Source organism: Flexivirga caeni (assembly GCF_003724155.1).
Classification (GTDB): Bacteria; Actinomycetota; Actinomycetes; order Actinomycetales; family Dermatophilaceae; genus Flexivirga; species Flexivirga caeni.
Map to the genome: position 1 here is coordinate 181,678 of NZ_RJJQ01000012.1, position 15,104 is coordinate 196,781.

The window sequence follows — 15,104 nt, forward strand, 5'->3', positions numbered from 1 at the left end:
CTTTACTGCTACGCACCAGCGACTTGATCGACTGACGCTTCGCGGACCAAATTCTCGATGCAGTCGACTACTTGGTGTCCCACGCTAGCCCAGGACTTCGTAGCAACGCTTGCCGAGGCAGACCCGATCATTGCCTGCTTAGCATCATCACTCCGGCCGACTAATCCCCTTAATGCCATGACTAATTCATGGGGGGTCTGACCTGCGTATTCGACAAATTCATTGGCCAGCACCATGCGATTATGGTCGGCATCATTCACCACGGGGATGCAGCCGGACGCGAGCATCTCATACGGGACCAACGAGACGTTTGTCGCAGAGAGAACCAGCCCGGCGACACAGGAGTTGTATAGTTCATTGAGGCCCGCAGGGTCGAGCATTCCATGCTGGATGATGGGAAATCCAGGATCTGGAACCAATTCTCCGTAGAAGTGAATCGGAATAGACGGCTCCTCGGCGTGAAAGAGTTGGATCGCGGCCATCGAAAGTTCGTGCATTCTTCTAGGGGTGCTCGGCCGACAGTAATAGCAGATCCCTGAGCGGTCAGCAGCATGTGCAAAAGCCTGGTAGTGGGCAAGGTCGCAACCGAAGTCGAAGGATGTTGCAGTCATTCCATAGTTGTTGCGTAGTATGGACGCGATCCACGGTCCAGCGGTGATCCCTTTGAATCCGAACCTGTAGGTCGCCTCAGCAAGCGCGTATTCGCTTCCGGCAGGATAGAAAGATGGCTCGAAATCTTGCACCAAATAGCATCGGACCCCCCTGGAACCTTGCCCGAGTATTGCCCAGGCGCTCTGCCAGCTACTGGCAATGATGGCGTGTGAGTCCTCGATGCCGTCCCGAAAATCGCGGATCGTCACCTTCAAGGAAGGCCATCCAAGGCGAATTTTCGCGATATGGCGAGATAGCTCACCTTCGTGATGGTCGAGCAAATACACGGTGCAGGCATGGCCCGCGTCGATCGCAGCCTGCACCATCCGGAAGAGCGTGGTGTGACCGCCAGAGCCCGGCGTTGGCGGGTAACAGACCCACGCGATGCGGAGAGGCTCTTGCCCGTCCCAGGGCAACGCGTCGGGAAATCTCCAGCCAGTGGCAGCGCACTCTGCTGCACTCGCGAATGACTCGTCGGTGACCTCAAGGCCGACGGAGCCCAGTGGGGTGAGCTTTGCCGACAGTCGCCGCCGACCCCGCCATGCGAGCCCGGACAGACCCTCCTTCTCCAATAGGCGCCGTGCCTGCCGGGTTCGCGCGACGATTTCGACAAAGCTCCGTTGCAACTTCCTGGGTCCTTACTCTTGTCCCGCATCCATGTGACTGTGCGCACATGGTGAGCCCAGCGTGCTGGCACCGTCCTGCTGGTCCCGGACGAGCGCGCTCCTGAACGATCGGGCACGATGAAATTCAAGTGACATCGAAAATATCCGCTCAGGGCGGGCCGGTCATGAAATCTTATAAATGTGATACGTCGTCAGTGCTGAGAATTTGTCGGTGAAGGTCCCATTTGCGAGAGGGATGATCTTGCGGTTTTCTCCGAGCACGGTGATTGTCCTGCCGCGCAGTTGTGCGGGAAGCTTGAAGGAGCGGGTGCCAAGCGGCTTCGCGCCGTCATCCGTCGGCATCGCGAAGATATATGCCGAATGATTATAGGTCTTCAGCATTGTCTCCAGTCCAGGTCCGAACGTCCACCTGTAGGACTGCGAATTGAGGACGGGTGCAAGTGACCCGATAAGGCGGTTGATCTGGCCCATCGCCTTGATGTTTCGGGCGCACGGGTAGGAGGGGTCGTATTCGACGGTGCGCACGACACCACCGCTTGTCGGGCAAGCGCCGCCAAACGTGTTGTTGAACCATATGATGCCGCTGGCGCCGTTGATCAGCATACTGATCACGGCAGCCTTCTGCTCCGCAGGCGTCATCGGCGAGATTCCCGGCTGTCCCTCGGCATCCTCAATGAAACCCCACACCGGCTGACGCTTGTGATCAGTCGCGTCCTGCCTGATCATTTGCGCCACATTGCGGCCATAGTTTTGCGGCGTCCGGCACTGGTTGGGCTTCCACGGGATCATGAAGCCGCCACCCTCTGGGTTTCTGCTCAGACACTGTTTCGTCGAAAACCAGTAGGCGTCCATCGAGACCACATCAGTGTAATCGTTGACATATTTTTTGGCTGCAGCCGCCCAGGTGGGATTGCCCCTCAGCCATGAGACCACCATTCCGGTGAAATTGGCGTAGCGAATCTTGTGGTGGTCCGGCAGTGCATTGACCGCCGCTTGCAGTTTGGCTTCACCCTGCGCGGGGCTGCTGGAGGTTCCGTCGATCTCGTCGCCCAGGAAGTCGCCGACCCATGCTGGGTCATTGCGGGGTTGGCCATTGAGCCGGGTGCCGATATAACTCACGTGATTCTTGTCGAAGAGTTTGTAGGACATCGCCGGATTGGTGATGACGTAGGTGTTGATCCCCAGCGACTTATCGTACTTGATTTCGGTGGAGTTGGAGGCAACATCCCACCAGATGCCGATCGGGAAGAACTTCGGAGATGTCCAGCCGAAATTCCTCGGTGCGGAGAACTTGCGGTAGTAGGCGCTGCCACCGGCCCATGGCACTCGTGGCAGGTTCAACGTGTTGATCCCGGGGACTGTGCCGTGTAGTGCCGTCAGGGCGCCCGCCCGTCGGATCGCATCGTGTGATCTGTGGCTGCTGACCGTAGTGGCGGCCGCGGCGGTGGTGGCCAGCGTGACGGCGCATGCGATGCCGAAGATGAAGGAGTATCGCCGACGAGATGAAGTCATAGGGAACGGCGCCCTTTCAGGAGTTAGCGGCTGGTGTCGTCGCGCTCCCACGGTAACGGACCGTTCCCACGACGTCGACGCGAGCGAGCGGACGCGGCGATCGCCACGTAGGTCGCCAGGTCGGCCCACTGGCTCGGCTCACGATTGGCCCGAACCAGGTCGATCAGCGACGACGCCGCACCATTCCGGGATTCTGGCAGGGCCTCGCCAGGCTCGGCGGCGGCCCGATAGACCCGCTGCAAAGTGTGCCGGAGAGCACTCGTCGTGCGTGGAACGTGCACGAGCACCGGGTCGGTCTCCACGATGCGGACATCATCCGGATCGAAGAGCTCGTCGATGAACAGGTCATCGGCCCGGTCGGCCGGGAAGGATTCCCAGCGAGTGCGCCCAGTCTGTGAGACGCCATAGATCCCGGCGCCCCACAGGGCGGACATGAGTGAAGTCGTGCGCGAACGCGCCCGGTAAAAGCGCTGCACGGCAGGGGCACACTGGTCGGTCGAATAGCGCAACGGCGGCCGGGCAGCCAGGACCCCCGGTTGCCCCAAACACTGGATGGTCGCGATCGCGGCATCGGTGCCGAGCTCGACATCGGCATCGACATACAGTCGCGGGAAGACGTCGGCGATCAGGTCACCCGCGTTGAGCGCGCCTGCCTTACCGCCTTGGGCCAGCTCAATCACCCGCACCCCGGTGAAACTACGAGCGACGTCCGCGGTCTTGTCCGTGCACCCGTTGGCCACGACCACGATGTGCAGCGCAGTCGCGTCGCGTCCTGCAGTGAGCAGAGTGAGCAATCGGCCTAGCACACGCTCTTCGTCGTGCGCCGGGATGATGATGCTGCCGGTTGACGTCATTGGCTCCGGCCCGTGCCGGCTGTCACGGAATCGACCACGCGGGCGCGCTGGTCGCGCGAGACCAAGGTCATCAGCACCTTGCGCTCGCTCGGCTGGTAGGACCGCAGCGCATGGTGCAGAAGATTGACGGCACGGTAGCAACCGGATGCGAGTGTGGAGTGATCCTTGGCGAAGTCACGCTCGCGGTTGATCGACATCAGTGCTTCGAGCTGGGTGGACTGGCCACTGGCACCGCCCACGTGCGTCACCTGTGCCTGCGGAAGGTAACGGAGGCTGTAACCCGCACGTCGGACCTGCCGTGCGGTGTGTGCTTCCTCGGAATACATGAAGTAGTCCTCGTGCCAATCCCCGACCGACGCCTCACAGTCGCGAGCCATCATCCAGGCAGCGCCACTGGCCCAGTCGACATCCCGCCGCTCGGCGTAGTCGGCGTCGTTGAGCAGGATGTCCGACAGCCCGCGCGGACGCCTGGGCAGGTGCCCGCCGAGGACCGCGTCACCCAACGCCGTGGTGAGAGTGGCGTCCCGGCGCAACGAGTGGAACAACTGGCCGTCGGAGTCGCGGATCTGCGGGACGGTGACTCCGACGAACGGGTCGGTCAGCCCGGCGGCCAGCGCATCGAGACACCCAGGCGCAAGCGTGAGATCGGGGTTCAGGATCGCAACAGCATCCGCGTCGTCCGGCACCAGAGCACGCGCACGGTTGATCCCGCCCGCGTATCCGACGTTGCCATGCCCGCTCACGAGGGTTACGTCGGGCTGCAGCCGCAGGTATTCGGCACACCCGTCGGTCGAGCCGTTGTCCGCGACGACGATCGTCACCTGCAGGTCGTCCGAACGCTGGCCGCGCACCGAGTCCAGGAACGCGTCAATGGTTTCACGGCTGTTGTAGGTCACGGTCAGCACCGCGACATGCTGCACCCGGGCCCGGGCAACGCGAGGGGCGGGCAGCGTGTCCGCAGCCTCCACCGGGGTCAGCACGAGGTCTGCCAGTGCGACCGGACCCTGGAGAAGGTAGCGCTTGGCGAGCCGGCGCGGTTCGCGCATCAACCGGTACGCCCATTCCAGGCTGTGGTCCTGCGCCCACTGTGGTGCGCGCGGCACCTGACCGGCCAGGAAGTCGGCCGCCGCACCGAAGGCAACGATGACGCGCGCGCCGGACGCCTCGCCATACTTCTGGATCCACAGCTCCTGACGCGGCTTGCCCAGGCCCACGACAAGCACGTCGACCCCCGAAGCCCGCAACTCGTCGATGATCTGCTGGTTGGCCGCGTCGTCGAAGATCTCGGCACGCTCCGGCGCCCACATCCCGGCGACCTGCAAGGCCGGGAACTGCTTGCTGAGGCGTGGGCCGAGTGCCTTGTGCATGTCGGAACTGCCACCGAGGAAGCCGACCCGGGCGCCCACGGACTCCGCCACACGCAGCATCGGCACGATGAGGTCGGCTCCGGTCAGCCGCGGAAACTCGGTGCCGGTCGACCGGCGCACCCGGTGCACCAGCGGTGCCCCGTCGAGCAGAGTGCGCCACCGCAACCGGTCGCGGTCCTGCGGAAGCTTGTCGCGGGACGCTCCGTGCGGTCCGAAGTGGTAGAGGTGATCCAGATTTGCCGAGGCAATCGCCAGGCAGGGCTCAGCAGGATCCGACAGGGAACGGTGCACTTCCGCCAGCGTGGACTGTTCGTCGCACAGATCCACCGGGCAGCCGCCCAGACTTATACGTGTGTCGATCGGCATACGAGTTCGCCTTCTTCCTGGTGCTGGTCACGTGTGGGGACCGCGGCGGGGGAGTAGGGCACCACTGCGACCCTGGTCGGGTGCATCGCGTTGAGCGCCGTGATCTCTCCCCGGGGTGGACCGGGCAAGACGTCCGGTCGGGGGCGTAGGCGCAGGGACCGGGTCGCGCCGGGCAGCAGGTGAAACCAGCTGTCCTCCGGCTGCCACCCGTCGACTTCGACCTGCACCCATTGCGCGAAACGGTTGGTGGAGACGTCGAGCACCCAGCTGTCCGACTCGATCTGCCGCGCGATCGCCTCGAGGCCCAGGTGCGGATCCGCCGGCCGCAGTCGCGGACCGGCGAGGAAGCTGGCCTGGGAGACTTCGGTGCCGTCGTCGGCCACCAGGGTGACGGCCACCACGTCGTAGGCCGGGGGACCGAAGCGATGGATGTAGCTGATGTCGCGGAAGCCACCGAGCGCGGTCATCAGGTCGACGGTGACACCGGGCGCCGGGACGTCCACCGGAAACTCCAAGGACTCGCCGATGCGCTCGCCCTCGCTCACCAGGTCGACCCGGGCCCGTCCGGCCCAGGACTGCGGACCATCGTTCGCGATGTGCACACCGAGGCCATTGACGCCTTCGTTGGTGATCATCACCGCGATCGGCTGCATCAGCCGCCGCATGACGTACCACGGCGCCTTGGGCCGTCCGTGGCCGCCGACGATGCCGATGCCGCCACCGAAGCCGACGTCATGGCCCTCGAAGACGATGGCTCCTGCGCAGGGCGAGCAGGGGCGGCGCCACTCGGACAGCACGTCGTCGAAGACGGTGGCGACGGTCGCGCGGGCCACCGCCGAGGCGCGCAGCCCGTCGGTCCGGCGCAGTTCGATCGGGTCCAGGCCGAAGAGGTGCCTGGTGTACCAGTCGCGGATGTCCTCCAGATCCCAGGAGGACTGAGCATCCCGGTGGATCAACGCTTTCCACTCGGGATGATGCCCGAGCCGTCGCAGTGCGATCACTCCGTCGAGGCTGTCCTCGGGCTCGGCCGGGCACGCCATACAGAGACACTCCGAGGCGAACCGGACTCCGGCGCGTCGGGCATCCGTCGTCGGTTGCAGGTAGGCGCCCACACCGTAGTAGTGGGACGGGCCCGAGCTGACCATGCTCGGCAGCGGGCTCTCGCCCGGCGAACTGCGCACGTATGGCGTGCCGGGCACGAGCTCCTCGACCAGTCGGGGGATCAGTGCGCACGCGACCGGAGCCGCCCACGCCTCCGGAGGCAGGCCGAGGTATGCGGCCTGTTCCTCCGCGTCGCTGCTGCCACACACGACAGCCAGGCAGGGCCGGCCGCCGAATCCGCGGAGCAGCTGAACCAGCTCCTCGCGCAGCGTCGCGTCGAAGTCCACGTCGTCGGGTGCGTCGAAGAACGCGAACATGCAGTCCTGCCAGACCAGCAGACCGAGCTCGTCGCACAGGTCGAGGAATTCGGTGTCGGGGTAGACCCCGGTGCCGGTGACCCGCACGATGTTGTGGTTTCCGTCGCGCAACGTCTCCAGTTGCTCGCGCAGGTTGTCCTCCTGCAGCGACATCGGATCCGTCGGCGACCAGCAGACACCGCGGGCGAAGATGGGAATCTCGTTGACGGACAACGTGAATGCGCCGTCGGTGCGGTCCACCGAGATCGTCCGGAAGCCGACCCGGCCGACGCGGACGCGGGTGACGCCGACGGTCACCACCACGTCATATAATGGCTGCGTGCCGTGCGTGTGCGGCCACCAGCGTGCGATGTCCCGCACCACAAGCCGCCCGGACGCTACGACCACGCCTGCCTGCTCGACGACGTCGAGGGTCACCGAGGTGCCACCGACCTCGGCCTGCACGATGGCCGATGGCTCGGCGCCGGGCAGCTCGACAGTCAGCTGCACCGTGCCCGAGCCGTCCGGGACGCACGCAGTGGTCAGGTGCCGTATCCGGATATGCGAAACGGTGGCCGGTCGCAGCGAGATCGGCCGCCACGGTCCGACAGGAGCGGGTGATTGCACACCACCGATCTGGTGGCCGAGCAGCGAAGTGCGGATCCAGCGGAGGTTCTGATGCACCAGGTCGGGACTCTTCCAGCGGGGTCGTGGCCGACGCCGGGCGAGGATCTGCTGTAGCGAGCGGCAGTGGACGAGGAGCGTGTGGTTGCCCGCGGCCAGCTCGAGTGAGACCTCGTGCGAGACGAACATGTTGCAGTCATCGAGGATCGGGGCGCCGTCCAGCAACACTTCGTATGACGTCGCAACCCCGCTCAGCACGAGGGTGTGCCGGCCACTCGCGTCGACCGCGAATTCGCAACGCCACCACCAGTCTTCGGCATCGTAGTCGCGGCTCGACGCACCCGGATCGCCGGCAGCGCGCAGTGCCGAGGCCGCCGTGCCGGGCACCGGTGCCGCCACCCAGCCGGTCTCCGGCTCGCTGGTCGAGCCGACCACGGCTGCCGCGCACTGCCAGGTGACCCCGGCGAGCACGTCGTTCGCGGTCATGACCCGACCAGCTTTCCGGTCAGGTCCTGCGCACTGTCCCACTCCGCAGCCATCTGCGCGGTGAGCGGCTCCAGGTCGATCTGCCGTCCGCGGGCCGCGCGCGCGACGGAGAACTGCAGCGACTTGGCGTGCTCGGCCAGGTTCATCCAGTGCTGGGCTGCCTCCTTGGCCAGCGGATTACTGCTGTGGTCGGCGAACCAGATGAGGAACGCCCCAGCGAGCTCGGCGCAGGCGCCGCACTGGCGCACCGTGCCAAATGCCCACAGGTGGAACATCTGCGGCGGCTGGTTCCGCAGCCAATCCACGTCGGGTGCCATCCGATTCGCCATCCTGATCACCGGGTTGGCGCCAGGGCGCCGAGTGACATGTTCGGCGAGCAGCGTGCGAGCCACGTCGAGAGCAGCGTCATCGGGGAGCCGGTGCATCGACTCCAGCCGGATGATCTCGGTGTATGGCGGCAGCGCCCCCGGCTCGGCGTGATCGCCGAGCCGGAAGACACCGTCGAAGTCGCCACCACTGAGCTCGAAGTAGCCGGCGTTGTGGAAGTAACCGAGGCGCCGGCCATTCACGTCTACCTCGTTGGGCACGATCGTCGACTTGACGTGTTCGAGCTGGTAGGAGACGCCGCGCGTGTCCGGCAGATAGAAGGAGTCCGCCTCCACGGTCATCAGCCGGCCGAGCTCGAGTTGCTCCACAACGTGCTGCAGTACCCCACGCCACGGATTCATCTCGTGCACGTCGATGCCGTAGGCACGCCGCAGGTCCGCCTCGGGATACTTGAAGAAGGTCCATTGATCTCCCTCGAAATCCGCGCTCACCGCAAACGCGCCCGCGACCATCGGGTCCAGACCGAGGCTGTGCAGCACTTCCAGCCATACGTCCGCGTAGCAGTTGGTCTCGGTCCAGATCCGCCCGGTCGAGTGCAGCGGATGTGCGCGATAGTCGTCGCCGGCGATCGCCAGCACCCTGGTGGTCATTGGCCCAGCTGAGATCGGACGTCGTCCGGCCAAGCCCGGGGATCAATCCCGTGAGTCTTCAGCAATGCCAAAGTGATCCGTTCTAGGCCGAAGCCGATGCAGGCTGAGTGGGCGATGTGACCGTCGGAAGCGAGGATGTTGAACGGCCCGCCGAAGTGGTCCAGGTGGTAGTTGCCGGAGGCGATGGCCGTCGGCGACTCCGTGGACGTGATCGGACAGACGATCTCGAACTTCAGTGCGGTGTCGCGCTGGTTCGCCGCGAGGATCCGTCCGGCGCGGCCGAAGAACGGGTCGTTGGCCACCACCTTGCGGACCGGGAGTCCCAGCCCGCGTAGCAGCGACAGGGCGGTATCCAGCCACTTGTCGCGGTGCGCTATGCATTCGCCGGGTGTGCCGACAGCGACGAACTCGTGCTGCCGGAACATCTGCATGCGGGCAGGGTCGACGCTCGGCTCGTGCCGGAAGCAGAAGCCCTGCAACTCAACTCGCCGCCCGCCCTCGGGCAAGGTACCGGTGAGACTCGCATAGAGCGGGTGGCAGGCCGCCGAGCAGAGCATGACCTCGGCGGGGGCGAGGAAACGGGTCCAGTCCTCGCCATTCTCGAGCGCTCGCAGCAAGTTTACGTGATCACGATCGTTGCCCACGAAGGTGTCGATCGATCCGGTCAGGTCCGGGAACGACCGCAGGTAGTCGCTGCGGATGAACTCCTCGCGGGGCAGCACCGGCGGGAAGAACAGCAGCGGCTCGTAGCCGCCGTTTCCGGCGATCCCGACCAGCCGCTCGATGCCGCGGACGATGGACTCGAAGGTCGCAGACCGCTGGTAGAGGCCGTCCACGGATGTCCTGACCAGGATGCGGGCATCGACCAACTCGTTGCGGAACTCCTCCTGCGCCGCGACTCGGTCATCTGTCATTGTGCTGGTAATGGTCATGATTCATCCCCTGGAAACAAGCAGTAGTTGAGCATTGTTGGTGTTGATCCGGTCGTTGTTGACCATCAGCTGTGCGCCGTAGGCGTCGCGCAGCAAGCGGCCCAGAGTGAACGGGCTGCGGTTGGCATAGCCGGCCATCCCGCAGATCAACATGGCCCGTTGCACGACATCGACGACCAGGGTCGAGGCAGAAACCTTCAGCGAGTTCATCGCGATCGCGAAGCTGATCGAGGTGGTCTGTCCGTGGTCGTGCCACATTTCCGTATAGCGTTCTTGTGCGGCAAGGACCAGATCCTGGAACTGCTGCAACACGTTGGTCAGCTCGGCGAGGCGCATGGCGCTCGGCGGGGTGACCTCGGGGTTCTTACGAGCCGCTGCCTGCACAAAACGTCGCGCTTTGTCGGCGGCGGCGCTTGCGATGCCGAACCACAGGGACGACCACAGGATGTGTGAGACCGGGAGCATCGTCTGCGAGGAGATGTCGCCATACGAAGTAGGAAGTATGTCGTCGACGGCGCCACCGGCCCGCAGGAGAAACCCGCGACTGCACGTGCCTCGGAACCCGAGCGCATCCCACTCCGACGTAGGCTCCAGATCGAGGTTTTCACCGCGGCACAGGACCAGTACCTGATCGTTTGGCGGGCTGCTCGGTGTGCGGCGCGCCGTGGCTAGCACGGCGTCGGCGTGCTGACCGTAGGAAATCACCGGCGCCTGCTTGGTCAGGCAGAACCGATCGCCGTCCAGTTCGACCGCGCAACTGCTGTTGCGCACGTTGCCACCGATGCCGGCCTCCGTCGTGGCAGACGCCAGCAGCAGACCTTCCCGGGCGACCCTGCGGGTGAACTCGCGCAACGAGCCGCCCGTTCCGTGCCGGACCAGGCAGGCCACCTGGATCTGGTGCATCGCATAGACCATGGCGGCCGAGGAGCATCCCTTGGCCAGCTCGGTGACCGAGCGGGCGACCTCCTCGATAGCCCAGCCCAGCCCCCCGTCCTCGGTCGGAACCAGGGCTCCGAGCATGCCGGCGTCGCGGATGGCCGCAATCGCTTCGGTCGGGAAACGGGAATCCTGATCGACGGACTCGGCCGCGGGCGCGGCAACGGTCGTCGCGATGTGCGCCGCGAGTTGCGACGGCATGTCGTTCGTCATACCGTCCGCCAGGACGGCCTCCAGTGTGCTCATCGCCGGTCTGCGATCAGGCCGACAACGGTGACGAAGCGGTGAGTGAGCGCACGGCGTCCTCGATCGAACCGATGGACTCGAAGGTGCTCTTGCGCAGCAGCGAGTCCGGGAACTCGATGTCGAACTCGTCCTCCAGTCCGAGCATGACGTTGACACTTGCGTGCGAGGTCAGGCCCGCTCGGTATAGATCGTCACCGCGCCCGAGGCTTTCCACCGGGTCGGGCAGCCGCCCGTACGTCGCCAACACTGTCTTGATCCGTTCTTCCATGGTCAGGTCCTCCCTGAGGTCGAATTTTCGTGCTGAGTTGCGCGCGGTGTGCGTTGAGATGGATCGCGCGGTGTGCTGCAACTTCACCGAGTCGGAATCCGGCGAAACACGCGCTGTGGCAGCCAGCCGTGTGGTGCTCTACTCCTTCCGTCCTTCGAGGCGCTCCGGTGACGGACGCTCGATCCCGACAACCGTCGCCACCGCCACCGGACCGTCATGGGAGACGGACACCTGGAGATCGGTCAGGTTGTGTTCTTCGGCGACCGCCTTGGCGGCGCCGCTGAGACTCAACTCAAGCCATCCGCCCGGCATGCTCACCAGCTCGACGTCGCGCCACTCGGGCATGATGGTGGTCGGTCGCAGTGCCTTCAGCAGGGCTTCCTTCGCGCTGAAACGTGCGGCAAGACCGGGTGCGAGCAGGTGAGGCTCGGCGTCGTATCCACCACAGGCCCGCACCTCTTGCGCGGTGAAGACCCTGTCGAGATAGCGTCGACCGTGCCGCAGTATGGATGCTTCGATGACGTCGACGGTTTGCACATCAGTGCCGACTCGCAGTCTGAACCGCAATATGCTGGCCGCCGAGTCGAGGTCGGACGAACCGGGTGGTGGGACTGTTCCCGCTATCAAGAGTGCACTCTCCAACTTTGCTCACTGCACGGTGATTCCACCGGTGCGGCCGGTATCCCGAAGGTAAAGGAACGGTAAGGCAGAGGTAATGCCTTGGCAAGGAACTGCTGGGCATCCTGCACGCGTGTCCTGGTTGACGGTGCATGCCCTGCTCGGTGGCATCGGGGCGGAAACCGCGCCGATGCGCGGATTTTGAGCTTGGCCACGCCGACCGCAAGAGTTATTGCAAATGCTGGCCCGTGCTGCAATAAATCACCCGCGCCCCCGTGTCCGCGCTCGGACTCGCGTCGAGGCCCGGGTCCGATCACTGCTTCGGCTCCCAGGTCACGGCGCTGCAGTCGTGGCATGCCTGGGGTGGGTTGAGAGGCAAGGGCAACACCAAGAAACTGTAAATTTTTGTTAAAGACTTGATCTGTGAACAGTCAAGGGCTACTTTCGTCATCGGGCTCCCGAGATTCGGGAGTGCGTCCCGGGCCTAGCTATCTCCGGTCCGGGCCAGCGCGTCCGTGGCGTTGCACTGGTGCAACGTGACGATGTCTACCTGTCCGCCCAGAGTCCTTGGGGGGCGCAGGCTGATCCTTTCGTGGGACGTGGGAGACGACAGGCGGGGATGCATGCCAACAGTCAGCGACGGGTTGCCTCGGAGATTCCTTCGGGCCTCGCAGCCAGCACGCACGGTCGGTGTGCTGCGTGCGCGCGGTGTGGGTGCGCCTTTCGGACGCCGTCTCGCTCAGGAGTTGCTCGACCGGCGGCTGCTCGAGCTGGGGCAGACCGGACCGGTGGAAGTCCTGGTCCGCGGGCCCGCCGGCAGCGCCCCGGCAGAGGGCGTCGAAACATTTCGTGAAATCACCCATCCGTATGTAGGGAGAAGGCAACGATGAATTGGGTGCCAGGTCGGGGGAGGCCGGTTGCCATACCGCGTGACGCCACTCCGTTGCGTGGACGGCATGTCGACGCGCGTCGCCGAGTCGCCTGGTTGTTGCGGCTCAGTCGGCTCGCGATGGCTCCGGGGCCGGCGGTGGGCTTCGTCCACAAGCTGGTCTCGCACGGATGCGTCATCGGGGCGAGCACCCTGTGTCGCTACGAGACCGGTGCGGAGCCAGTGCCTGCCTCGGTCGTGTGTGCCTACGAGCTCGCGCTCGGCCTGCCCGAGGGGCAGTTGCTCGGCGTCTGCGCCGGAGTCGATCGCATGTTCGGATCCGGCCTCGCATCGGAGACCAGTCCGGAAGGGATGTCGCGCGCCATGCTGGTCGAGTCGTTGGCGGGGTGGGAGGCACGCGTCGCAGGGGGCTCGATGCGTGGCGCGGACTGGGTCCGGATGGCGGAAGTGCTTAGTCAGCCGAGCGGACTGGTCCTGCCACCGTCGGTCGTGCGCAGCTGGTTGGGGCAGCTGGTCGCCGAGACCCTGCGCTCGGTGAACGATGCCTACACGATGCGTGCTCATGCTCTCGGTCTTCTGCTGGGTGAACCCGGCATCAGCCGCATTGTCCTGGACATCATCGAGGAGGCGGTCGCCGAGCCGGGTGCACAGTCCGTGACCAAGGTCATCGCCCTGCTGGGGAGCAGCCCGGACACGGCTGTGCTCGACTGGCTGATCGATCGTTTCGAGCGGTCCACGGGCGAGGTGCAGTGGGGTGCGGCGCACGGTTTGCTCAGCCAGATCTGCCGGGGCACCCTGCCGATCGAGAGGGTCCCCGGGATCTCCCGGGGCGTGCTGAATGCAGCTGCCGAGGGCCTCGACCGCGGTCGCCCGGCATTCATGGTGGCGCAGCGGCTTTCGGCGGATTTGACCCAGCAAGTGGTCGCTCGGCTCGGTTGCTACCCGGCTCCGGTGGTCTCCGGCGCCCGGGTGCAGAGCCCGGCCGGCCTGAGCGCATATCGGTCCGCGGCGTTGCACGTGTCCGGTCTGGACGATCCGATGGTGGACCGGTTGCTGCGCGAGGCGTTGTCGCCGGACTTCGTCGAACGACGGCATCACTCGTCGCTGTTGCTGGCAGCCAGTCCTTATCGGAATGCTCTGGCGAACGCCGCCGTGCGGATGCTGGCCAGTAGCGCCGAGCCCTACGTCCGCGAGTCTGCTGCTCATCTGCTGACCTATGTGGCGGGCCGGGAGCAACGTCATGATCTCGTCGGGATGCTCGCGACGGTGCCGCAGCACCGTGCGTCGCTGCTGGTCGCGCTGACCCGTTGCGGCGGCGTGCCGATGACGGTCGACCTGGTGGCGATGGTTGGCAACCCGGAACAGTCGCGGGACGTCGTCTATGCCGCTGGCATGAGCGACCACCCGGCACTGAGAGTGTTCGCGGTCGATGCGGAGCTTGCTGGCAGTGAGCTGCAGCGGACGGCGCAGTGGTGGCGCCGGATGGGGCCGGCCGTCACGGACTTTTCGCAGGAGGTTGGTGCCGATGTGCTGCACACGGTGGCAGGCTGACGAGCGTCCCTGTCACGACGTTCTCGACGAAACAGTCCGCGCCTCCGGCGAGAGGGCGTTGCGCGCGGAGTTCGGACGGCGGCCGCTGATGCGCAGCCGACGGCCCGATGGGCCATGAACACCTGCTGAGCGCGCTGGAGCATGGAGATCTCGGTCAGTCTGAGACAGCTACGGCAGTTGGCAAGTGCCGGAACGTCGCCAATGCCGCGTGCGCCCACGTTGGCGCATCACGCGGCAGCTGCACAGGTCACACGTCAGTCACTGGTTTGGCGCAGTTGCTCGTCGCGCCACTTCTCCGCTTCAGCAGCGAGCGAAGAACTGCCCGGGCAGCCGACAAGCCATACTATGCCCTCTCGCCACACGTGCACCCCCGGCACGACCGACATGGCGAGAAGCGATGACTCTGCGAGCGACATGCGCATTTCCGTATAGGCCCACTCGGCAACAATTTCCTGACATGCCCGTAGTGATTGTGCGGGCCAATATTTGACAACCCCGTCGCGGACGCAGATCAGCTGGACTTTCCCTCTGCGGCGGCGTGGCATTTGCTCTCCCTCTTCATGGCAGGCATCCATGGATGCTGCCCAATTCCTGTCGCTCCCTCGCCTTGTGCGGCTCCGATCCGCTTCTGACCCAGATCCGCGGGTAGCGGCGGGTTTGTTGGGGCTCGTCGGCGTGTGATGTGACGAGAGTGCCTGTCCTGCAAGGAGAATCGAGCTTGTCGAGAGTTCGAGGTATCCGAGCGGGAAGGCACCCTGTCGGTGATGAGAATACGTGGTCGCAACAGTTCCTGGAAGCAGGTGC

At 65.1% G+C, this 15,104-nt stretch carries 12 protein-coding genes; 1 reads left to right on the top strand and 11 read right to left on the bottom strand.

Going from position 1 to position 15,104, the window contains the following annotated elements; all coding sequences use genetic code 11:
- Positions 1–8 precede the first annotated feature (8 nt).
- The 10 genes from EFY87_RS20030 to EFY87_RS13020 form a co-directional block, all read right to left on the bottom strand.
- Complete coding sequence (locus EFY87_RS20030; RefSeq protein ID WP_148043326.1) at positions 9–977, bottom strand: rhamnosyltransferase WsaF family glycosyltransferase; 969 nt, start codon at positions 975–977, stop codon at positions 9–11.
- Between the two features lie 462 nt (positions 978–1,439).
- Complete coding sequence (locus EFY87_RS12980; RefSeq protein WP_123271901.1) at positions 1,440–2,789, bottom strand: hypothetical protein; 1,350 nt, start codon at positions 2,787–2,789, stop codon at positions 1,440–1,442.
- A 23-nt stretch (positions 2,790–2,812) separates the two neighbouring features.
- Positions 2,813–3,643, bottom strand: a complete 831-nt coding sequence (locus EFY87_RS12985; RefSeq protein ID WP_123271902.1) for a glycosyltransferase family 2 protein — start codon at positions 3,641–3,643, stop codon at positions 2,813–2,815.
- The gene (locus tag EFY87_RS12990) at positions 3,640–5,376 is read right to left on the bottom strand and encodes a WecB/TagA/CpsF family glycosyltransferase (protein ID WP_123271903.1); all 1,737 of its coding nucleotides are present in this window, start codon (positions 5,374–5,376) and stop codon (positions 3,640–3,642) included. The genes EFY87_RS12985 and EFY87_RS12990 overlap by 4 nt, the downstream gene beginning before the upstream one ends.
- Entirely contained in the window at positions 5,355–7,883 is a 2,529-nt protein-coding gene (locus EFY87_RS12995; protein ID WP_123271904.1) for a glycosyl hydrolase 2 galactose-binding domain-containing protein, read from the bottom strand. Before EFY87_RS12995 ends, EFY87_RS12990 begins: the two co-directional genes overlap by 22 nt.
- Positions 7,880–8,860 carry a DUF1839 family protein gene (locus EFY87_RS13000; RefSeq protein ID WP_123271905.1) on the bottom strand — a complete coding sequence of 327 codons (981 nt, stop codon included), beginning with the start codon at positions 8,858–8,860 and terminating at the stop codon, positions 7,880–7,882. The genes EFY87_RS12995 and EFY87_RS13000 overlap by 4 nt, the downstream gene beginning before the upstream one ends.
- Positions 8,857–9,774: an amino acid--[acyl-carrier-protein] ligase gene (locus tag EFY87_RS13005; protein ID WP_220093621.1), complete on the bottom strand. Its 918-nt coding sequence runs from the start codon at positions 9,772–9,774 to the stop codon at positions 8,857–8,859. Before EFY87_RS13005 ends, EFY87_RS13000 begins: the two co-directional genes overlap by 4 nt.
- Positions 9,775–9,795: 21 nt before the next feature.
- On the bottom strand, positions 9,796–10,974 hold the full coding sequence (locus tag EFY87_RS13010) for an acyl-CoA dehydrogenase family protein (protein ID WP_220093622.1): 1,179 nt from the start codon (positions 10,972–10,974) through the stop codon (positions 9,796–9,798).
- Between the two features lie 13 nt (positions 10,975–10,987).
- Entirely contained in the window at positions 10,988–11,242 is a 255-nt protein-coding gene (locus EFY87_RS13015) for an acyl carrier protein (protein WP_123271929.1), read from the bottom strand.
- Between the two features lie 138 nt (positions 11,243–11,380).
- Entirely contained in the window at positions 11,381–11,884 is a 504-nt protein-coding gene (locus EFY87_RS13020; protein ID WP_123271907.1) for a holo-ACP synthase, read from the bottom strand.
- Positions 11,885–12,746: 862 nt separating this feature from the next.
- Here EFY87_RS13020 and EFY87_RS13025 point away from each other — a divergent pair.
- The gene (locus tag EFY87_RS13025; RefSeq protein WP_148043327.1) at positions 12,747–14,300 is read left to right on the top strand and encodes a hypothetical protein; all 1,554 of its coding nucleotides are present in this window, start codon (positions 12,747–12,749) and stop codon (positions 14,298–14,300) included.
- A 254-nt stretch (positions 14,301–14,554) separates the two neighbouring features.
- Here the strand turns inward: EFY87_RS13025 and EFY87_RS20340 are convergent, their stop codons facing one another.
- The gene (locus EFY87_RS20340) at positions 14,555–14,716 is read right to left on the bottom strand and encodes a hypothetical protein (protein ID WP_158607632.1); all 162 of its coding nucleotides are present in this window, start codon (positions 14,714–14,716) and stop codon (positions 14,555–14,557) included.
- Positions 14,717–15,104 lie beyond the last annotated feature (388 nt).